This window comes from Cryobacterium luteum (assembly GCF_900110125.1).
Taxonomy (GTDB): domain Bacteria; phylum Actinomycetota; class Actinomycetes; order Actinomycetales; family Microbacteriaceae; genus Cryobacterium; species Cryobacterium luteum.
Window position 1 is genome coordinate 224,227 of the sequence record NZ_FOCN01000001.1, and the last position, 19,867, is coordinate 244,093.

The window sequence follows — 19,867 nt, forward strand, 5'->3', positions numbered from 1 at the left end:
AGAAACGCAGCGGCGACCGCCGGAATCATCGCGATCGTACGGTGGATCTCATGACCACGACCGAAGCCACCGCCCCGATCAGTCCGCCAGCCGAGACCGCTCCGCCGCAGAAAATCACCGGCCTGCAGAAGCGCGTGCTGCTCGGCGGCAGCATCGGCCAGTTCATCGAGTTCTACGATTTCACCCTGTACGGCCTCACGGCCGTGATCTTCTCCCAGCTATTTTTTCCCAGCTCGGACCCGATCCTGGCCCTGTTGGCCACCTTCGCGACTTTCGGCGTCGCCTTCGTCATTCGTCCGCTTGGCGGCCTGTTCTTCGGCGCGCTCGGCGACAAGATCGGGCGTCGCAAGGTGCTGGCCATCACCCTGCTCGCCATCGGTACCGCGACCGCGTGCATGGGGTTGCTGCCGACCTTCGACCAGATCGGTGTCTGGGCTCCCCTGCTGTTGCTGCTGTTACGGCTCGTGCAGGGCTTTTCGGCCGGCGGCGAATCGGTCGGCGCACCCTCGTTCGTGTTCGAACACGCACCGATCAACCGCCGCGGACTCTGGCTGAACATCACCATCGCGGCCACCGCCCTGCCGTCGGTGTTCGCCGGCACGATGATTCTCATCCTCAGCCAGAGCATGTCCGACGAGTCGTTCACCGCCTGGGGCTGGCGACTGCCGTTCCTGCTCGCCCTGCCCCTGGCCCTGTTCGGGGTGTGGATTCGCAGCAAGACCAGCGAGAGTAAATCGTTCACCGACGCCCAGGCCACCAGGACGAAGGAGTTCAGCCCGGTCAGGGAATCCTTCCGAGAGAACAAACTGCGCATGGTGCAGGTCATCTTCGTCATGGGCCTCACCGCGATGGGCTTCTACTTTCTCTCGGCCTACTTCGTGGCCTACGTACAGACCACCGGTAACCTCAGCCGCGAACAGTCCCTGCTGGCCAATGCGGCAGCCCTCGCCCTGTACGCCGTGCTGCTGCCGATCGGCGGGCGCATCGGCGACCGGGTTGGGCGCAAGCCCATGCTCATCGCCGGGTCGGCCGCGATCGCAATTGTCGCCATCCCGAGCTTCATGCTCGTCACGAGCGGCAGCCTGCCCCTCGCCCTGCTCGGCCAGATGCTGTTCGTGATTCCGCTGTGCATTTACGGCGGCGGCTGCTACACCTTATTCGTCGAGATCTTCACGACCAGAACCCGTTTCACGAGCGCCGCCGTGAGCTACAACCTCGGTTACGCCATCTTCGGCGGTACGGCACCGCTCGTCGGCACGGCCCTCGTCGCCAGCTCGGGGGTCGCCTTCGCCCCCGGCTTCTACATGGCCGGAGCAGCCGTGATCGTGTTCCTGCTCGTGACCCTCACCAAGGTGCCGGAAACGCGGGGGCGCCTGGGCTGACACCTCAGCATCCGTTCGCGCATCACTCGCTGTATTAAAGGAGCACACATGTCATCCGCTGATTTTCTCACGGACTTCCACCACGTCGCCACCATCGGTGCCACACCCCGACAGGGCGTCGACCGCCAGGCCGCCACCGCCGAAGACGCGCAAAGCCGCGCGTGGTTCTCAAAGTGGATCACCGACGCCGGCTACACCCTGCACGTTGACGGCATCGGCAACATGTTCGGGCTGATCGAGTGGACCCCCGGCGCACCCTACGTGCTCGTTGGTTCGCACCTCGACAGCCAGCCGCTCGGCGGACGATTCGACGGTGCCTACGGCGTGCTCGCGGCCCGCAACGTCGACGAGCTGATGCGAGCGAGCGGCACGGCGCCGTCGTTCAACCTCGCCGTCGTGAACTGGTTCAACGAAGAGGGCGGCCGGTTCGCACCGAGCGTCATGGGCAGCAGCGTGTTCGCCGGCCTGTTCGATCAGGAGAAGATGCTCGACGTGACGGACCTGGCCGGGGTGACCGCTCGCGCCGCCCTCGCCGAGATCGGCTACCTCGGCACCGACCCGCGCCCGGTCACCGTGAGCTACGCCGAGATCCACATTGAACAGGGTCGCATTTTGGAGCGCGAAGAGATCGCGATCGGCGTCGTCGACCGCAGCTGGTACACCCAGAAGCTCGACATCGAGGTGCTCGGCGAGCAGTCGCACACCGGGGCGACCGCCATGGCCGATCGCCACGACGCCCTCGTCGCTGCCGCGAAGATCATCCTCATGGTGCGCGAAGTCACTACCGACTTCGCCGACGAGGCCATCGTGTCCTCGGTCGGGCAGCTGACCCTCGAACCCAACTCCCCTATCGTCGTCGCCCGCCGGGTGCGCCTGGTCGCCGATCTGCGCAGCGGCGACCCACAGATCGTGCAGACGGCCCGCGCGACCCTGCTCGAGAAAATCGCTGCTCTCGCCGTCGAACACGACATCCAGATCACTGTGACCGATTTCGATGTTCGTCCGATCCGGTATTTTCCGGAGAACGGCCTGCAGCTGGCCGAGGCAGCCGCCGTGCGGGCCGGGCTCTCCACCCGCCGCATCCAGACGATGGCCGGCCACGACTCGGTAGCGATGAACACCATCGTGCCCTCGATCATGTTGTTCATTCCGAGCGTCGACGGCGTCTCGCACTGCGAACGCGAATTCACCACGGATACCGACATGGTTGCCGGGCTCGCGCTGCTCACCGAGGTCACTACCGATCTGGTCAACGGCGCCCTGGTCGACTCGGCCACGGCCCCCGCACTGGCGTCGACGGTCCGGGCGTAACGGTGTCGGGCACGACCACGGCGACCGACCTGCACTACCTCGGCGCAACCGAGGCGCTCAACCTGTTTCGGGCGCGCGACCTGTCGCCAATCGAGCTGCTCGAGTCGGTCCTTCAGCGCATCGACGCGGTCAACCCGCGGGTCAACGCGCTCACCGAGCAGTTGGTCGATGCGGCACGAGAGTCGGCCCGCAACGCCGAGCAACAGTACCGGGCCGGCGGCGCTCTCGCCCCACTGCTCGGTCTGCCGGTCGCGGCGAAGGAGAAGCATTCCCTCGCCGGGCACGTGCTCAGCAACGGGCTCGTGGCCCAGCGCGCGGTGGTGGCGAACGCCGATCATCCGGTGATCAGCCGCATCCGCTCGGCCGGCGGCATCGTGCACGCCCGCACCACGACGCCCGAATTCTGCTGTGCCACGGTGACCCACTCGCCGCTCTGGGGCGTCACCCGCAATCCGTTCAACCTGGCACTCTCCCCCGGCGGCTCCTCGGGCGGTTCCGGCGCTGCCCTCGCGGCGGGTTTTACGCCGCTCGCCACCGGCTCGGACATTGCCGGATCGACCCGTCTGCCGGCGGCCTTCACCGGAACCGTCGGGTTCAAGGCACCGTACGGCCGCATCCCGGGTGTAGCGCCGCTCGCCGCCGACCACTATCGCGGCGACGGCCCGATGGCCCGCACGGTAGCGGATGCCGCCCTGCTCGCCAACGTGATGGCCGGCCGGCACCCCGGCGACCATACCTCGCTCGCCGACACCGCACCGCTGTCCGGGGCGTGGGCCTCGGCGCGCGGCCTCCGCATCGCCCTGTGCATACGACTCGGCGACTACCTCGTCGATGCCGACGTGGAGGCGAACACCCGCGCGGTCGCTGCGGCGCTGCAGAGCGCCGGGGCGATCGTCGAGGAGGTCGAACTGCCGTGGACCACGGCCGAGATGCACCGGGTGTCGTTCACCCACTTCGGTCATATTCTCGGGCCCGCCATGGAGGACGAGACCCGCGGCGCCGAGAGCGGGCTCGCCGCGTATACGGTGCAGTTCATGGCCGATGCCCGCGCTGCGACCGCCGGCACCCGTTTTCTCGACGGGCTCAGCGCCGAAACCCGCCTGCAGGGCCAACTCGCCGCTGTGATGAGCGGGTTCGACGCCCTGATCTGCCCGACCTCGGCGGTGGCGTCGCTGACCGCCGACGATCACTATCTGAACGGCATCAGGACCGGCGGCGAGCACCTCGACCACTATTGGCAGGCGCACATGACCGTGCCCTTCAACATCGCGAACCGCTGCCCGGTGCTGGCGGTTCCGAGCGGCATGGCCGACTGCGGTATCCCGACCGGAGTGCAGATTGTCGGGCATCCCTTTGATGACGACACGGTCTTTCGGGTCGGTGCCGCCGTCGAGATGCTGCGCCCCTGGGCCCACCGCTACGCCCTGATCGGCGACTGACCCTCGTGGCCTTTGTTTGAGATGACGGCCTGCGTTCAAACCAGTGCCACGTTCTCAAACACGTGCCGCGAGCTGCGGCTCACTCAATAGGTTGGCAGCGCGGGCTCGATTTCCCTGGTCCAGGCCACGATTCCGCCCTCAACCTGGCGCACCTGCGCGTACCCCCGGCGCTGCAGCTCGGCCAGTACGGCTGCGGCGCGGGGGCCGGCCTTGCAGTGCACGATAATGTCGCGGTCGCGGGCGAGGCGGGCCTGCCCCGAGAGGATGCCGCCCTTGGGTACCAGCAGCGATCCGGCAATGTGCACGATCGCATATTCCTCTGGTTCACGAACGTCGACGAGATCGAAGTCGAGCTCGCCGCGTGAGCGCGCATCGAGCATGGCGGCGAGCTGGTGCACGGAGATGGACTGGTCCCCCTGAGGCGACGCCGGGGGCGTGCCGCAGAACAGGTCGTAGTCGATCAGTTCGGTGAACGGCTCGGTAGCGGGGTCGGGCGCAATCGTGATTTCGCGCCACGAGGCGTCGAGCGCGTTGAACAGCACGACCCGGCCGAGCAGGGTACGTCCCACCCCGGTGATGAGTTTGACGGCTTCGGCGACCATCGTGGAACCGATCGTTCCGCACAGCATTCCGAACACTCCGCCCTCGCCGCACCCGGGTACCGTCCCGGCCGTCGGCGCTTCCGGATACAGGTCGCGGTAGGTGGGACCGTGCCGATTCCAGAAGACACTGACCTGCCCGTCGAAGCGCAGGATGGAGCCCCAGACGCAGGGCTTGCCGAGCAGCGCTGCGGCATCGCTGACCAGATAGCGGGTGGCGAAGGTGTCGGCGCCGTCGAGGATGAGGTCGTACCGGGCGAACAGTTCGAGCGCGTTGGCCGCTGACAGCCAGACGTCGTGCTGGTGCACGGTGACGAGTGGGTTGAGCTCGGCGACCGCCGCGGCGGCGGATTGCAGTTTCGACCGGCCCAAATCGGCGACGCCGTGGATGACCTGGCGTTGCAGGTTGCTCAGGTCGACCGTGTCATGGTCGACGATGCCGATGGTGCCCACACCGGCGGCGGCGAGGTAGAGCAGCACCGGCGAACCGAGACCGCCAGCTCCGATCACGAGTACGCGCGCATTCTTCAGCCGGCGCTGGCCGAGCAGGCCGATTTCGGGTAGGAGAATGTGGCGGGAGTACCGCTCCCGTTCGGCCGTGGTGAGCGGCTCGCCCGGTTCGACGAGCGGCGCGAGCGCCGGCATCCGCTTCACAGGTCGGGCCGTCCGATCACGGGTGACGACGCCAGGGCGAGGTCGCGCCGCGGGATGCGGCCGGCCAGCGACGCGCGCCGGCCCGCGATCACGGCGTGTTTGAAGGCGTCGGCCATGAGCGCCGGGTTTTGCGCGCGGGTGACCGCGGTGGCCAGCAGCACGGCGTCACAGCCCAATTCCATGGCGAGGGCGGCGTCGGAGGCGGTGCCGATGCCGGCGTCGAGCACCACGGGGATGCCGGCGCGGGCCACGATCAGCTCGATATTGTGCCGGTTGAGAATGCCGAGCCCGGTGCCGATCGGCGCCCCCAGCGGCATCACGGCCACGGCGCCAAGATGTTCGAGCCGCAGGGCGAGCACGGGGTCGTCATTTGTGTAGGCGAAGACCTTGAAGCCCCGCGCGACGAGCTGTTCGGTGGCCTCCACCAGTTCGACCGCGTCGGGCAGCAGGGTCAGCTCATCGGCGATGACTTCGAGCTTGATCCAGTGGGTCTCGAGGGCCTCCCTGGCCAGCTCGGCGGTCAGCACGGCCTCGCGCGCCGTGAAACAGCCGGCGGTGTTCGGCAGCACGCGAATGGAATGCTGCAGCAGCAGCTCGAAGAGCGACTCGGAGCTCGCCACACTGTGGCGCCGCATCGCGACGGTCGTGAGTTCGGTTCCGGAGGCACGCAGCGCCTCGCCGAGGCCGTGCACGCTCGGCGCGCCCCCGGTACCCATGATCAGGCGCGAGGTGAACTCGACGCCGTCAATCATCAGACTGTCAGTGTGTGTGGGCACGATCAACCTCCCTGAACCGCAGAAACGATTTCAACTTCATCGCCGGCGGCAAACCGGGTGCACGACCACTGGCTGCGGGGAACGACCGCGGCATTCCGCGCGACGGCCACGCCGAGACGGCCCCCGTCGTCGGCCCGGCCCTCTGCGTCAATGGGGCGATCGGTGATCTGGGCTACGAGGTCGGTCACGCTGCCACCGGCCCGCACGGTTCGGCTCTGGCCGTTGACGGTGATGGTGACGGTCACGAGTGGCCTCCGTTGAGCGAAGCGGATGCGAGAACCCGGCTCGCCGAGAAACGATCCGGCCGAAAGCTCCGCCACCGATCCGTGGCGTTCCCCTCGATGAGGTCAACACAGTGCTGGGCAGCCATCGGGGTGAGCAGCACCCCGTGGCGAAAGAATCCGGTGGCGATGATGAGGCCGGGAATATCGCCACTGTCGGCTCCGGAACGGCTGACCCGACCGAGCAGCGGCGCATTGTCGGGCGTTCCCGGCCGCGCCCGAGCGGTCACCTCGAGCAGTTCGAGTTCGCTGACCGCCGGCACCAGCTCCTGGGCGTCCCGCAGCAGTTGGTGAACGCCACCGGCCGACACCGCGCTCGAGCCGTCTTCACGCTGGGTGGCTCCGATCACGAGCGTTCCGTCGGTGCGGGGGACCAGATAGACCGGCACGCCGTGCACCAGGCCGCGCACCGTGCAGGTGAGCAACGGCCGAAGGTGCTCGGGAACACGCAGCCGAAGGACCTCACCATAGACCGGGCGCAGCGGCAGGCGCAGGTGCTCGGGCAGCCCGCTCAGGTCGGCCGCCCCGAGCCCGTTGGCCACGACCACTTCGGTCGCGCTGACCGTTGAGCCATCAACCAGGGCCACGCCGGTGACGCGCGAGGAGGCATCCGCTGCAACGTCGTGCAGGAGCCCACGGGCACGCACGCGAAGCACGGCTGGCTGGCCGTCTCTGACGAGCCCGACCAACGCGAGCTGGATGCGCGCGGTGAGCTGGCGCGGGTCAACCTGATGATCCTGGCCCACCAGGAAGGCACCGGAAATGCGCGGACTCAGCAGCGGCTCGAGCTCACGTGCTTCGCGAACGGTCAGGGGCTCAACGCCCAGCCCGTTGACCAGTTGTACGCCGCGAAGGTCGGCGAGCGCTTGCCGATCGGCCGCTTCGGCACCGACGTTGATGGTTCTGGTTCTCTGGTACCCGGTGAGGTCCGACGCGGTTCCGAGCGATTCGATGAAGGCGGGATACAGCGCCGAGGAGGCGAGCATGAGCTCGAGGAGCGCCTCCTCCTGGTAATGCAGTTCGCTCACTGCCGCGAGCATTCCGGCGGCCGCGAAGGTGGCACCTCCGGCCGGATCCGGGTCGATGACGACCGCCGTGCGGCCGGTCTGCGCCACGGCCCAGGCGATGCCGAGACCGATGATGCCGCCACCGATGACGGCAACGTCGACGCTGCGATGGGCCCGCCGCTCACTCATGGCGCGCTTCGCAGAGTGGGGACGGGTGGCGAGTGCTATCGATCATGCGGACATTCCTTCGCTAGTGCTAACTAGACAGGTTCAGCGGGTATCGATCTCAGCTCGCACACAATATGGAGCACCCCGTGTCAGGGCCCAGCCTATACGCGCTCACGCCTCGAGCCCGCTGCGGCGCCCGAGGCCGGGCAGCAGCCACCTAATGTTGGACAAATGGACCAGATGACCGCCCGGCTGTATCTCTGCACCGATGCGCGTAAGGATCGGGGTGATTTCGCTGACTTCGTGCACGCCGCGTTCGCCGGCGGGGTCGACATCATCCAACTGCGCGACAAGACCATCGATGCCGCCGAAGAGCTCGACTATCTCGAAATTCTGCGCACGGTCGCCGAGCAACGGGCCCGGCTCTGGGCCGTCAACGACCGGGCGGATATCGCCGGTCTCGCCGGCGCTCCGGTGTTCCACGTCGGGCAGACCGACCTGCCGCTCGCCTCGGCCCGCACTTTGCTCGGCCCGGCCCCGCGGATCGGCCTGTCCACGCACACCCCCGAGCAAGTGGATGCCGCGCTCGCCGCCGACAATCTCGATTACTTCTGCGTCGGCCCGGTCTGGGCCACGCCGACCAAGCCCGGTCGCGCCGCGGTCGGAACCGAGTTGCTGGGCTACGCGGCCGAGCAGAGCGCATCCGCTGCCAGCCCGCGCCCGTGGTTTGCCATCGGCGGTATCGACCTCGGCACCATCGACCAGGTGGTCGAGGCCGGCGCCACTCGGGTGGTCGTGGTGCGGGCGATCACCGACGCCGACGACCCGACGGATGCCGCGCAGCGGCTTCTGGCCAGCCTGCCCCCGCTCGACTAATCGAACGGTCAGGCCCGTGCACCCGGACTGGAGGAGGCGCCTGCGCGCGCGAACAGCCGATGAAAGTGGTGGATCGGACCGTTTCCCCGGCCGACCTCGAGCTCGTCAGCGTGGGCCAGGGCATCCTGGAGCCAGTCCTTGACCTCGGCGAGGGACTGCGCCCAGTTCCCCCTTCGAGCCTGCACGGTCGCCATCGCCGCCGACAGGGAACACCCGGTGCCGTGACTATTCCTGGTCTCGATGCGCGGCGCCGTGAACTCGAGCACCTTGTGCGTGAGCAGCCCGTGGGTGTTTACCAGAGCATCGGGGCAGGCTGTTCCGGTGAAGTGCCCGCCCTTGACCAGCACGGTGGTTCCGGTGCGGGCCGACAGCCGTTCGCCCTGTTCGAGAGCCTCGGTCCAGTCGATCGCCGCTGGCTCATTGAGCAGGACGGCCAGCTCGGGAACGTTGGGCGTGACGAGGTCTGCGTGCGGAATCAGGTCGCGCAGTGCCTGCTCCGCTGAGGCGTCGAGCAGCCGGTCACCGCTGGTCGCCACCATCACCGGGTCGAGCACGACCAGCGGCGGCCGACACTCCTCCAGCCAGGAACCCACCTCGGTGATCACCGCGAAATTCGCGAGCATGCCGATCTTGACGGCGTCGATGGTCACGTCGTCGCTCACCGCGGTCAATTGCTGCCGGAGAAAATGGACCGGCGGGGTGTGCACCGCGCGCACCCCGCGCGTATTCTGCGCGACCAGGGCAGTCACGACCGCCATTCCGTAGCCGCCGTTGGCCGCGATGCTTTTCAGGTCGGCCTGAATTCCGGCGCCGCCGGTGGGATCGGTGCCGGCAATACTGAGAATCCTGGGCGTCTGCCGCAGCGTGAGAGGGTGGCGACGATCGATCATTCGTGACATTCCTTCGCTAGTACTAACTAGACAGGTTCAACGGGTTTTGATCTCAGCTCGCACACTGTGTGGAGCACCCCGTGTCACGGGCCAGCCTATACGCGGCAGCAGCACAGGCGGCCGAGCGCCCGACCGTTTCCCGAACGGCGTGAACTCAGCGCACCGACTTACGTTCGTAGATCACCCGCGACCAGGAGTACCCGAGGAACGCGATCACGACGCACCAGCCCAGTGCGAACACGGGGTTGGTGCCGAGCGGGGTGCCGAGCAGCAGCCCGCGGATCGTCTCGATGAACGGAGTGAACGGCTGGTACAGCGCGAACCAGGCCAACCCGGCCGGCATCGACTCCGTCGGCACGAAGCCGCTGCCGAGCAGCGGCAACAGTGTCAGGATCAGCGGCAGGTTGCTCGCCGTTTCGACCGACTTGGCCTGCATGCCCATGGCCACCCCGAGCCAGCTGATCGCATAGGCGACGAGTGCGAGCAGGCCGGCTGCGGCCATCCACTCGAGCGGTGAAGCCGTGGGACGAAACCCGATCAGCAGGCCAACGCCGAGTACGAGCGCGACCGCGATCAAGGCCTGGATGGCGTTGCCGAGCACGTGCCCGGCGAGCACCGCGGCGCGCGAGATGGCCATGGTGCGAAACCGTGCGGTCACCCCCGTCGTCATGTCCATCGAGACTGTGGTCGCGGTGCCGCCGGCCGTACCGGCGATCGTGATCAACAGGATGCCCGGCACCACGTAGGCGAGATAGGCTGCACGCCCGCCGGTCGCGTTCACGCCGGGCAGCCCGGCCCCGAGCGTGCCGCCGAACACGAATACGAACAGCAGCAGAATCACCACCGGCCCCACGATGGTGAACACCGACAGTCCCGGGTAGCGCACCATGTGCAGCAGGTTGCGGTGCAGCATGGTGAGCGAGTCGGCGATGACGTGCGACGGCCGCCGGATGCCCGCGGCCGGCTTCACCCGCGCAGAAACGGTGGTCATGACGTCATTCCCTTCGCGTCGACCGGGCCGGCCGGAGTCTTCGTGCCGGTGAGGGCGAGGAAGACGTCATCGAGGTCCGGGGTGTGGGTGCTGAGGTCGGCGACCTCGATGTGAGCTGTATCGAGGCGGTCCAGCACGGAGCGCAGCGCCCCGATTCCACCGTCACTCGGTACGGTGAGGGCGAGATCGACGGCGTCGCGGGTGCACTCGTCAAGCAGGCGGGCGGCGGTATCCAACGCGGCAGCGTCCGCGAAGCGCAGCCGAAGGTGACCGCCCGGCACGAGGCGTTTGAGTTCGTTCGGCGTGCCCTCGGCGACGATGCGGCCCCCGTCGAGTACCGCGATGCGGTCAGCGAGTTGGTCGGCCTCGTCGAGGTACTGGGTGGTCAACAGCACGGTCGCGCCCTCCGCCACGAGGCCCCGCACGATGTCCCACAGCGTGCGGCGGCTGCGCGGGTCGAGGCCGGCGGTGGGTTCATCGAGAAAGATCACGCTCGGTGCCTGCACCAGGGTCATGGCAAGGTCGAGGCGGCGCTGCATGCCGCCGGAGTAGGTGGCCAGCGGTTTGCGGGCGGCGTCGACGAGGTCGAACTGATCGAGCAGTTCGACCACCCGTGCCTTCGAGCGTTTCGATCCGAGGTGGCGCAGACGCGCCATCAGCCTGAGGTTCTCCTCGCCGGTGAGCAGGCTGTCGACCGCGGAGAATTGCCCGGTGAGACCGATCTGGGCGCGCACGCCGGCCTGGTCGCGCATGACGTCGCATCCGTTCACGAACGCCGTCCCGCCATCGGGCCGCAGCAGGGTCGAGAGAATGTGCACGGTCGTGGTCTTGCCTGCTCCGTTCGGGCCGAGCAGCGCGGTCACGGTGCCCGCGTGCACGGTGAGATCGACGTTGTCGAGCACGATCTGGTCGCCGTAGCATTTGCGCAGTCCGTGCACGTCGATCGCTGGGGTATGCATGGTGTCGTTCCTTTCTGTTTTATCCTCGATAGCTTCCTCGACGCAGCTTCGCCGAATCGCTGGTTCTCAGCGCTCGACCGCGCGGGCTCGCTGGATGGTGATGTTGCCGTACTGCGTGCGGGCACGCACGGCGATGGTCTGTTCGGAGGCGGCGGGCGCGCTGTCGCCGGCGAGTTCGTTGCGCACATGGCCCTCTTTCGACGACAGGTCAAGCCAGGCGGGAACGCCGGGCTTCACGCCGATTGTGACCTGACCGAAGCCGCTTTCAACCTGCACGGAACCGGTCGACACGTCGCGCAGCTGAATGCTGCCGTAGGCGGTCCTGGCCGAGACGGATGCGAGCGCTTTGGAGATCTCAAGGTCGCCATAAGAGAGCTTCGCGTCGAGATCGCCTCCGCACTCGCCGACCGTGATGCTGCCGTGCGATGCTTTGAGAAGCGCGTCGCCGGTGACCGTTCCAACCCGGATCTGGCCGTGATCGGCGGTGATCTCGGCTGCGCCCCGAATCGTTTTGATGGTTGCGTTGCCGTGGGAGGCGCGCAGCCACAGGTCGCCGGTGCTATCGATATCTACCGGCCCCATCGAACACTTGATCCGGGTGGCGCCGAGGGTGCCGACCGAACGCAGGTCGCCGACAGCGAGCTCGGCGGTGAGTCGCGATCCGGCCGGCAGCTCGATCTTCACGTCGACCGATTCGGTGGGGCCGAACCAGCTGATGCGGGGTTTCGGCCCCACAATCACCAGGCGTGCACCGTCGAAGTCCACCCGGGTCTCCTCCGCGCCGCGCAGGTCGACCGCCTTCGTCGGGTTGGTCGGCCACACGGTCACCACCGTTTCGCCGCGGTCACCGGCAACGATTTCGATGGCACCGACCTGCAGATTGACGGCGAGGTCGATGGGCGTGGGGGTGGTGAATGTGGGCATGCTGACGCTGCCTTTCCGGGCGTGGTTGTGCAACCTACGCGGGTGCGCGGGTTGGTTTTGCGGCGGCCTGGCGCTCTAGCGCGCCCAGCCTGTGAAGTTGTCACCGGTGCGCAGGGTGCGCTGCGCGGATCGTCGTTGCCTGGGTTGCAGGGCTGCAGCGATTGCACGCACCAGCCAGCTGTTCACCGACAGGCCGTCCGCGGCGGCCGCGTCGTCGACCCGCGCTTTGAGGGCGTCCGGCAGACGCAGGGTCGTGCGCGAGGTACTCGTTTCGTCAAGGTCAACGGATGCCGGGCCTCGCTCGTCACTGTCGGCCTCCGCACTCGGCTGGGTCACCACAAACTCGATCTCGCGTCCGCGCAGCCGCACGTCAACCGATCCGGGGGCGAGGTCTCGGGTGATCTCGGCGGCCGCAGCGGACAGCGCATCGAGCAGCACGAGCCGGGTCGCCGCGTCGAGTCCGGCGGCGAGGCGCTCCGCGACGACGCGCGTGCCTGCGGTGCCATTGTCGGCGGCATCCGCGAGGTGGCGCTGCAGGTCGTTGACATACTGTCCGAGTTCCATGTCACCATAGTGACACCACCGTGGTGTCACGTCAAGTCACAATGGTGTCATGTTTGGTAGCAGTCTTTACCGCGTCGAACGCCGAGTGCCCCCTCGCTCAGCTGTAGCGTGGTCGCGATCGTGGCGAATTCCGTAGCGCCGAGGGCCCGGAGCAGCGCGCGGAGCCTCTGTCGGGTTGGTGCATGGATTCAACCAGTGCCGGGTCGCTGAGCAACAATAGGCGGCGGACTGGCTGGATCCGGCTTTTCATCTCTTTCAGCTTGAGGGTGATCGTGACGCCGCCGTGCCCGCGGGCACTGTGCGCGTCGCAGCCAGAGCGCGCTCGCGCATGGCGAGGAACAGCGGAAACGTGAAGGCGAAAGCCGTGAGACCCGAGCGACCAGCACTACTACCCGCTTGAGTGCGCCGGAGCAGACCTGGCGATTTTGACATTGTGTCGAAGGATGAGGTCCAGGTCGTGCGTCACTGTGCGTGCCCGCACTGCGCCTGGACCTCAGCCTTGACCGGACGTTCTCAGCTAGTGCAGGACTCCGCAGGCGACCGGGTCGGTTGCCTCGGCGGGGAGGGCGGGGTCGAGCTCGCTTACGCCCTCGGGATCGCTGAGGTTGTAGGTTCCATTGCCGTCGTAGTCGTTTCCGTGGATCACGACAACACCTTCACCATCACGGATGGCCTCGGAGATCTGCGCGGCGGTGCCGAGCCCCTCGGCTCCCGGGTATCCGGTTCCCGCCACGTCAGTGAAGCTCACGTTGGTCCGGAGATAGTTATAGGAGCCGTTTTTCGAGACGGGGAACCGGGAAACGTCGAGAAAGCTGGCCGGCGTGGTGTCTCCTCGAGTGTTCAGGGACACCACGACGGGTCCGTAGGCCGGAACGCCCTCGACCGTGTTGAGCCTTCCGTCCCCGTTACTGTCCAACGCCAGTGTGGGGCACTCATTCATGGCCTGTTCGCCGTAGTGGATGTGCTGGGCGTGGGGAGCATCGGGCGTCAAACCCTTGGCGCGGATCCCGATCGCCCGGATTGTCTCGCCGCGAATGACGGCGAACGCCTTCCCCGACGCACCCGAGTCGTTGAGCTCCGTGAGGTGGGCGGTCAGCACCACGTTGCCGCGCACCGATTTCGGGACATGCGCTGACGCCGGCGCAGCGCCCATCGAGACAGCAATTAGCGCAGCTGCACTCGCGCCGAGCAACAGTTTAATGTTCTTCTTCACGTTTCACTCCTTTGTGACCTCGCCCATCGGGACGATCCCGAGGGTTAAATGAGACAACTTCAGTTCGTAGCCCTAGGCCAATTGGATTGGCCTCATTCGCACGCACGCACGCACGCACGCACGCGGCGAAGGGTATCCACGAATCGAGATTCCCGACAGTGGTCGCTGCTGACTTTCTCCGCAGCTTGAGAATGCCCTTTCACCGTCCTGGTGGCCTGATGGAACGATTGATGAGACCGTCGTCGTGCGACACCTGGTGGAAAACAGTACCTAAAGATTCGACATCAGCTCACTTGGTCATCTTCCATTGCCGAGATCGATGGAACGGACGACGCAGCGTCTCCGGTCGCAGCCATTTTGGTTACCTATATTGACCCACTTTCGAAGGTCCGCTGGCGCCGGCGTGCACGGGAATGCGCGGCAATGAAGACCAAGCGCGAGGCACATAGTCATGAGCCATCAGCATCACGCCACCCGGCCAACTGAAGCGCCAATTGTCCCACGCACCGTGGGACAATTGAGGGTTACCAGCTATTCGTCCGCGATGGCATCCAGCAGCTTTTTTGCGTCCGGCAATGATTGCTGCTCTTCGGCCGGCAGTGCCTCGTAGGTGTATGTGGCCACGGCCATCGGCGAACCTGCTTGGCTCAGCGCGTATCGAACAATACGGTCACTCTTGTCTCCGCGAATTAAGATGCCCACCGTCGGCCGGTGCATGTCCGAGCGCAGGTGATCATCCACCAGAGCGATGTAGAAATCGAGTTGCCCGGTGAAGGACGGCTCAAACGCACCCTCCTTCAGGTCGACGATGACGTAGCGGAGCTGGCGTACGTGGAAGAACAGCAACTCGATATAGAAGTCCTACCCATCGACCTCGAACTGCACTTGGCGGCCGACGAATGCGAAACCCGCACCAAGCTCCGCGAGGGTCTGAGCGATGCGCTTGGTCAATGCAAGTCCGAAATCGCACTCCGCAGCTTCACGGGTAAATTCCAGAAAATCAAAAACGTAGGGATCCTTCGCGATCTGCCGTGCCAACTCGGAATCTGGTGCCGCCAGCCGCTCGGTGAAGTTCGACGGAGCCGACCCGGTCCGCTCGAGACGTACGGTAATTGGAATATTTGCGGGAGCGTACATAGTTCGACTATCTCCGTCTCGGGGATGGGTTCCGATGGATTCCCCCAGCATGCTGACCTATTAGCAACACAGGCCAGTGCATGCGGGTTCGTTCAAACCGCCCGCAGAATCGAACATCGCGCCGTGTGAGGAGATGATCCCGGTCCCCCAACACCGATCCCAACCACAAAACCTCCGAGAATCAGCGCTCTGAAACTGAAGGAACACAGGTCCTGTTCAACATCCTAAGGATCGAACCGGATGCAACTGATTGGCATGTCAGCAACGGGGACCTCCAACGGGAATAGCCCCGCGGAGGCTGGGCGCCGCCGCCCGCCTGAGCAAACTTGTCTCGTTTACCCTGCCTGTAGGAAATCTCGCTCACCTGCGTCATACGGGACACGAATTCGAGGCTCTGGCCGTCTTCCAACCATCGGTTATATGAGGCACTGAGGTTCCGAGACACGTTACGGTTGTCGTGGATAACGTCTGCGACTGCGTGCGGCAAATATGCGGTCGCAGGGTTGCGATTTTGCTCGTACTTCGGGACCTCGCCGTCCCTAGTCGCAGAGCGCAGGTACATGCATCAATGGACACCACGACAACCGGGGGAAATCATGAAGAAAACTTCTGCGCTCTGCGCAGGACTAACCGTCATCTTTTTCTTGACTGGCTGCTCTGGCCAGGTGAGCGGTGCGGCAGGGACTTCGGTCCCTTCGCCCTCTAGTACGGGTCATCGTTCGGCCTCCCCGTCTGCTTCCCCTTCGCCCGTAACGCCTGCTCCGGCGGAGTCCGAGCCCGCCGGAGCCGCTGAATGTGATGGGAACAACCTGGATATCTCGATCGCCGCACAGCCGATGGACAGCGGAGCAGGTTCGTTCTACTCCGAGATCACGTTTACTAATACCAGGAGCGACACCTGTCTGGTCGAGGGACCGCTTTCCATCTTCAACCTCGCAGACAGCGCTACGGGGGCGGTCGTCGGGAAGCGCGCGGCAGACAGCGGGCTGCCAGAGGAAGTGCAACTTGCTCCTGGGGCGTCTGCCTACAGCACCATCCACTTCACCAATGCCGGAGCATACGACTGTGAAACCGCCGTCGCCGATGTGGCCTACGTGAGTCCGCCCAATTGGGATTCATCGCGGACCATCACGCTGGAAAGTCCCGTCACCGTATGCAACACACCCGCAACCTACAACGTGTCGTGGATCAGCGCGACCAGTCTCTTCTGATCCAAACGCATAGGCAGCGACACTCAGCCGCCGATGCAATCGCCACTGCCGCTGCCGCTGGAGCAGGGGCGATAGCCCGGGTTGACGGTCGTCGCTGGAGGATCAGGACGCCAATCGATCGTTGGAACCGACACTAACAGCGACACACCCACCGTCAAGATCACAGCCACGCTCGCGATCAGCACAAGGCCGCCACGGCGCCGCACGAGTGCCCGCACGAGCAGTCCGATTTGAATGGCGATCGTAATACCAGCGGTAGCCCAGTAGCTCACTACGGCCGAAACGATGAATTCCTTGCTGCCGTCCATTTGAATCTGCGGGGTTGACGAAGTGAGCAGAAGACACCTCGACGCGCGCCAATTTTCTCGTCTCCACCGGTGCATGGATGGACGAAAAATCAGTCGGAAATTGGCCGTTGAAGCGATCAAACCAGGGGAACCCGCTACTTCAATCTGCGGGGTTGATGGGGGCAAAACCGCAAATCGGCGAAAAAATACCCCGGACTTCCGCAGAAGTCCGGGGCGATTTTAGTGAATACCGTGTAGCGGGAGCGGGAATTGAACCCGCGACACCACGATTATGAGCCGTGTGCTCTAACCAACTGAGCTACCCCGCCGCGACTTGTCGGCTGTTCGCTTCCAAGCCTGAGCCCCCTGTGGGAATCGGACCCACTACCTCTTCCTTACCAAGGAAGTGCTCTACCAATGAGCTAAGGGGGCAGAGCAACCAAAAAAACAGTAGCAATGCCGCGTTTTTGGCAACCTAGAAACTTTATCACCCCGACAGCGAGGTCCGGACCACTTTCCCTCGCTAGGGGCATCCAGCAGCAATGCCGTAACATTTTAGGATGACTGGCACCAATCTGACTTCCGGAACCGAATGGTGGCGCACCGCCGTTATCTATCAGATCTACCCGCGATCTTTCGCCGACGCCAACGGTGACGGCATGGGGGACCTCGCCGGCATCAGCGCGCGACTGCCCCAGCTCAAAGAACTGGGCGTCGACGCCATCTGGCTCTCTCCCTTCTATACATCACCGCAACGCGACGCCGGCTACGACGTGTCTGACTACTGCAACGTCGACCCACTGTTTGGCACCCTCGACGACTTCGAGGTGCTGCAACGCACCGCCCATTCCCTGGGCATTCGCGTCATCGTCGACATCGTGCCCAACCATTCCTCGAGCGACCACGGCTGGTTCCAGGCGGCGCTCGCCGCCGGCCCTGGCAGTGAAGAACGCGCACGCTACACCTTCCGCGACGGCAAGGGCGAGAACGGCGAGCTGCCTCCGAACAACTGGGAGTCCGTCTTCGGCGGCCTCGCCTGGACCCGCACGACCGATCCGGACGGCACCCCCGGCCAGTGGTACCTGCACCTGTTCGACAGCAGCCAGCCCGACTTCGACTGGGACAGCGAGTGGGTACGCGAACAGTTCCGTGCGGTGCTGCGCTTCTGGCTCGATCGCGGCGTCGACGGCTTTCGAGTGGATGTTGCGCACGGCATGATCAAGGCTCCCGGCCTCCCCGATTACACGCCTCCCGCCGAGGGCGGCAGCATGGGCGGGGCACCGGCATCCGCTTTGGAACCGGGCATCACCGCCGAGACGCCGCTGACCGCCCCGTACTGGGCGCAGGATGGCGTGCACGAGATCTATCGCGACTGGCACCGGGTGCTCGCGGCCTACCCTGGCGACCGCGTTCTCGCCGCCGAGGCCTGGGTCGATCCGCTCAGCCAGATGGCCAAATGGGTGCGCCCCGACGAGATGCACCAGGCCTTCAACTTCGCCTACCTCGAGACCCCGTGGAACGCCGCGAAGCTCAAGAGCGTCATCGACGAGTCGCTCGAAGCCTTCGGCAACGTGGGCGCACCGAGCACCTGGGTGCTCTCCAATCACGATGTGGTGCGCCACGCCTCCCGGCTTGCCCTCACCGGCGACAACCTGCAGGGTCACGGTATCGGTCCGAAAACGGTCGGGCTGCCTGACCCGGCGCTGGGTCTCCGACGAGCGCGGGCGGCATCCGCTTTGATGCTGTCGCTGCCCGGCTCGAGCTATCTGTACCAGGGTGAAGAGCTCGGCCTGCCCGAGGCCGTCGACCTGCCCGACGACGCCCGCGAAGACCCCACCTGGTTTCGTACGAACGGCGAGCGTTACGGGCGAGACGGATGCCGCGTGCCGATTCCGTGGGAAGCCGCCGGTGAATCGTTCGGCTTCAGCACCGGGCCGAAGAGCTGGCTGCCGCAACCGAAGGAGTGGGCAGGGCTGGCTCGCGACCAGCAGGACGGCGTGGCCGGATCGACGCTCGAACTGTACAAGTTCGCGCTGCGGTTGCGGCGCGAGCACGCCCTGGCCTCCGGTACCGTCGTCTGGCTCGACGGGTTCGGTCCCGAGGTTGTGGCGTACCGCAACGGCGACGTGACCGTGCTGGCCAACACGGGGACGGCATCCGTTCAGCTGCCGGACGGTGACGTGCTGCTGGCCAGTGAAGACCTGGTCGGACGCATCCTACCGGGAGACGCGACGGTCTGGTTGCGCTCAGCACGGGCATGACCGACGCCGCAGGCCGACCGGACGAGACCGGCAACAGCGCGCTGGCGAGCATCGCCGCGATGCGCGAGCTGAAGCTCGAGCTGACCCGGTTCATGATGTCGTATAAATTCGCGAGCGACGAGATGCTCACCAAGATCAACATTCTCAAGGAGGAGTTCAGCTCGATCCACGACTACAGTCCGATCGAGCATGTCAGCTCGCGGCTCAAGTCGCCGGAAGGCATTCTACAGAAAGCCATCCGCAAGGGATATCCGCTCGAACTCGACGGCATCCGCGACAATATTCAGGACATCGCGGGCATTCGCATCACCTGCAGCTTCATCAGCGACACGTATCGCATTCGGGACCTCCTCGCCGGGCAGCGGGACGTGACGGTGCTGCACGAGAAGGACTACATTCGGGAGCCGAAGGCGAACGGCTATCAGAGCCTGCACCTCATCGTCGCGATTCCCGTGTTCATGTCCGACCGCGTACAGCCGGTCACCGTGGAGATTCAGATTCGCACCATCGCCATGGACTTCTGGGCGAGCCTCGAGCATAAGATCTTCTACAAATACAACGGTGCCGTGCCGGACACGCTCGTCGAAGACCTGCGGCAGGCAGCGGATGCCGCCAGTCGCCTCGACGTGAAGATGGAACTGCTGCACGACCAGGTCGTGGCGCTCGAAAGCGTCGATCCCAACGACGCCGACCTGTTCAGTTTCGACGGACTCCCGCCGTTTCCGCTGCCGAAGGGCCTGCTCGATTCCTTTATGCGCGGCCGCACCGAGCCGGAATAGCCCCTGGACAGGTTCGCTCGAGCGGGTCGCCAACACCCACCCCGCATAACTCACTCATTTTCGTGCTCGTTATGCCTGCTCTCGCCACCAACGAGGCCGCCCTCGGTTGCTAATTCAGGAAATTTGAGGCGAGCGACCAGTTGAAACCTGGGAAACAC

At 65.5% G+C, this 19,867-nt stretch carries 17 protein-coding genes, 2 tRNA genes, 2 pseudogenes and 2 riboswitches; of the genes and pseudogenes, 7 read left to right on the plus strand and 14 right to left on the minus strand.

All coding sequences use genetic code 11. The features are described 5' to 3' along the window. Window positions 1–50: 50 nt before the first annotated feature. The 3 genes from BMW72_RS01050 to BMW72_RS01060 are packed head-to-tail and all read left to right on the plus strand — an operon-like array spanning window position 51 to window position 4,132. The gene (locus BMW72_RS01050) at window positions 51–1,382 is read left to right on the plus strand and encodes an MFS transporter (RefSeq protein ID WP_092106377.1); all 1,332 of its coding nucleotides are present in this window, start codon (window positions 51–53) and stop codon (window positions 1,380–1,382) included. Between the two features lie 48 nt (window positions 1,383–1,430). After that, on the plus strand, window positions 1,431–2,693 hold the full coding sequence (locus BMW72_RS01055; protein ID WP_092106379.1) for a M20 family metallo-hydrolase: 1,263 nt from the start codon (window positions 1,431–1,433) through the stop codon (window positions 2,691–2,693). Window positions 2,694–2,695: 2 nt separating this feature from the next. Then, on the plus strand, window positions 2,696–4,132 hold the full coding sequence (locus BMW72_RS01060; RefSeq protein WP_092106381.1) for an amidase: 1,437 nt from the start codon (window positions 2,696–2,698) through the stop codon (window positions 4,130–4,132). 83 nt (window positions 4,133–4,215) lie between these two features. On the opposite strand, the gene moeB is transcribed toward BMW72_RS01060, so the two are convergent. From moeB to thiO, 4 genes are read right to left on the minus strand one after another with little or no spacing between them, the layout of a single operon-like run. Continuing rightward, window positions 4,216–5,376, minus strand: coding sequence for a molybdopterin-synthase adenylyltransferase MoeB (moeB, locus tag BMW72_RS01065; RefSeq protein ID WP_092106383.1), 1,161 nt, complete (start codon window positions 5,374–5,376; stop codon window positions 4,216–4,218). Window positions 5,377–5,381: 5 nt separating this feature from the next. Next, window positions 5,382–6,137, minus strand: coding sequence for a thiazole synthase (locus BMW72_RS01070; protein ID WP_092106385.1), 756 nt, complete (start codon window positions 6,135–6,137; stop codon window positions 5,382–5,384). Window positions 6,138–6,163: 26 nt separating this feature from the next. Then, window positions 6,164–6,406, minus strand: a complete 243-nt coding sequence (gene thiS / locus BMW72_RS01075; RefSeq protein ID WP_166787764.1) for a sulfur carrier protein ThiS — start codon at window positions 6,404–6,406, stop codon at window positions 6,164–6,166. Continuing rightward, window positions 6,403–7,638, minus strand: a complete 1,236-nt coding sequence (gene thiO, locus BMW72_RS01080) for a glycine oxidase ThiO (RefSeq protein ID WP_092106387.1) — start codon at window positions 7,636–7,638, stop codon at window positions 6,403–6,405. Before thiO ends, thiS begins: the two co-directional genes overlap by 4 nt. 36 nt (window positions 7,639–7,674) lie before the next feature. Beyond that, window positions 7,675–7,774: riboswitch (TPP riboswitch) on the minus strand. Between the two features lie 74 nt (window positions 7,775–7,848). Here thiO and thiE point away from each other — a divergent pair. Then, the gene (thiE, locus tag BMW72_RS01085; RefSeq protein ID WP_092106389.1) at window positions 7,849–8,493 is read left to right on the plus strand and encodes a thiamine phosphate synthase; all 645 of its coding nucleotides are present in this window, start codon (window positions 7,849–7,851) and stop codon (window positions 8,491–8,493) included. A 53-nt stretch (window positions 8,494–8,546) separates the two neighbouring features. Here thiE and thiD read toward each other — a convergent pair. The 7 genes and pseudogenes from thiD to BMW72_RS01120 form a co-directional block, all read right to left on the minus strand. Continuing rightward, window positions 8,547–9,392 (minus strand): annotated as a pseudogene (gene thiD, locus BMW72_RS01090) (bifunctional hydroxymethylpyrimidine kinase/phosphomethylpyrimidine kinase); the annotation flags it as partial. After that, a riboswitch (TPP riboswitch) is annotated at window positions 9,375–9,474 on the minus strand. (Overlaps the previous pseudogene by 18 nt.) 63 nt (window positions 9,475–9,537) lie before the next feature. After that, the gene (locus BMW72_RS01095) at window positions 9,538–10,374 is read right to left on the minus strand and encodes an ABC transporter permease (RefSeq protein WP_092106393.1); all 837 of its coding nucleotides are present in this window, start codon (window positions 10,372–10,374) and stop codon (window positions 9,538–9,540) included. After that, complete coding sequence (locus BMW72_RS01100) at window positions 10,371–11,333, minus strand: ATP-binding cassette domain-containing protein (RefSeq protein ID WP_092106395.1); 963 nt, start codon at window positions 11,331–11,333, stop codon at window positions 10,371–10,373. The genes BMW72_RS01095 and BMW72_RS01100 overlap by 4 nt, the downstream gene beginning before the upstream one ends. Window positions 11,334–11,399: 66 nt before the next feature. Next, complete coding sequence (locus tag BMW72_RS01105; RefSeq protein ID WP_092106397.1) at window positions 11,400–12,257, minus strand: DUF4097 family beta strand repeat-containing protein; 858 nt, start codon at window positions 12,255–12,257, stop codon at window positions 11,400–11,402. Between the two features lie 75 nt (window positions 12,258–12,332). Continuing rightward, entirely contained in the window at window positions 12,333–12,821 is a 489-nt protein-coding gene (locus BMW72_RS01110; protein ID WP_092106399.1) for a histidine kinase, read from the minus strand. A gap of 517 nt (window positions 12,822–13,338) precedes the next feature. Further along, on the minus strand, window positions 13,339–14,034 hold the full coding sequence (locus tag BMW72_RS01115) for a hypothetical protein (protein ID WP_092106401.1): 696 nt from the start codon (window positions 14,032–14,034) through the stop codon (window positions 13,339–13,341). Between the two features lie 531 nt (window positions 14,035–14,565). Beyond that, a pseudogene (locus BMW72_RS01120) lies at window positions 14,566–15,222 on the minus strand (PDDEXK nuclease domain-containing protein). 545 nt (window positions 15,223–15,767) lie between these two features. Between BMW72_RS01120 and BMW72_RS19455 the strand changes: the two are divergent. Beyond that, a complete protein-coding gene (locus BMW72_RS19455; RefSeq protein ID WP_166787766.1) occupies window positions 15,768–16,382 on the plus strand; it encodes a DUF4232 domain-containing protein in 615 nt (204 codons plus the stop codon). Window positions 16,383–16,405: 23 nt separating this feature from the next. Here the strand turns inward: BMW72_RS19455 and BMW72_RS01130 are convergent, their stop codons facing one another. From BMW72_RS01130 to BMW72_RS01140, 3 genes are all read right to left on the minus strand, one after another. Continuing rightward, the gene (locus tag BMW72_RS01130) at window positions 16,406–16,690 is read right to left on the minus strand and encodes a hypothetical protein (protein WP_092106405.1); all 285 of its coding nucleotides are present in this window, start codon (window positions 16,688–16,690) and stop codon (window positions 16,406–16,408) included. A gap of 234 nt (window positions 16,691–16,924) precedes the next feature. Continuing rightward, window positions 16,925–16,998: transfer RNA gene (locus BMW72_RS01135), tRNA-Met, on the minus strand. Between the two features lie 31 nt (window positions 16,999–17,029). Next, window positions 17,030–17,101: transfer RNA gene (locus BMW72_RS01140), tRNA-Thr, on the minus strand. A 128-nt stretch (window positions 17,102–17,229) separates the two neighbouring features. Here BMW72_RS01140 and BMW72_RS01145 point away from each other — a divergent pair. After that, on the plus strand, window positions 17,230–18,930 hold the full coding sequence (locus BMW72_RS01145; RefSeq protein WP_092106407.1) for a glycoside hydrolase family 13 protein: 1,701 nt from the start codon (window positions 17,230–17,232) through the stop codon (window positions 18,928–18,930). Beyond that, window positions 18,927–19,709 (plus strand): GTP pyrophosphokinase, encoded by a 783-nt coding sequence (locus tag BMW72_RS19460; RefSeq protein WP_166787767.1) that lies wholly within the window; start codon window positions 18,927–18,929, stop codon window positions 19,707–19,709. The genes BMW72_RS01145 and BMW72_RS19460 overlap by 4 nt, the downstream gene beginning before the upstream one ends. The last annotated feature ends 158 nt before the right edge of the window (window positions 19,710–19,867 follow it).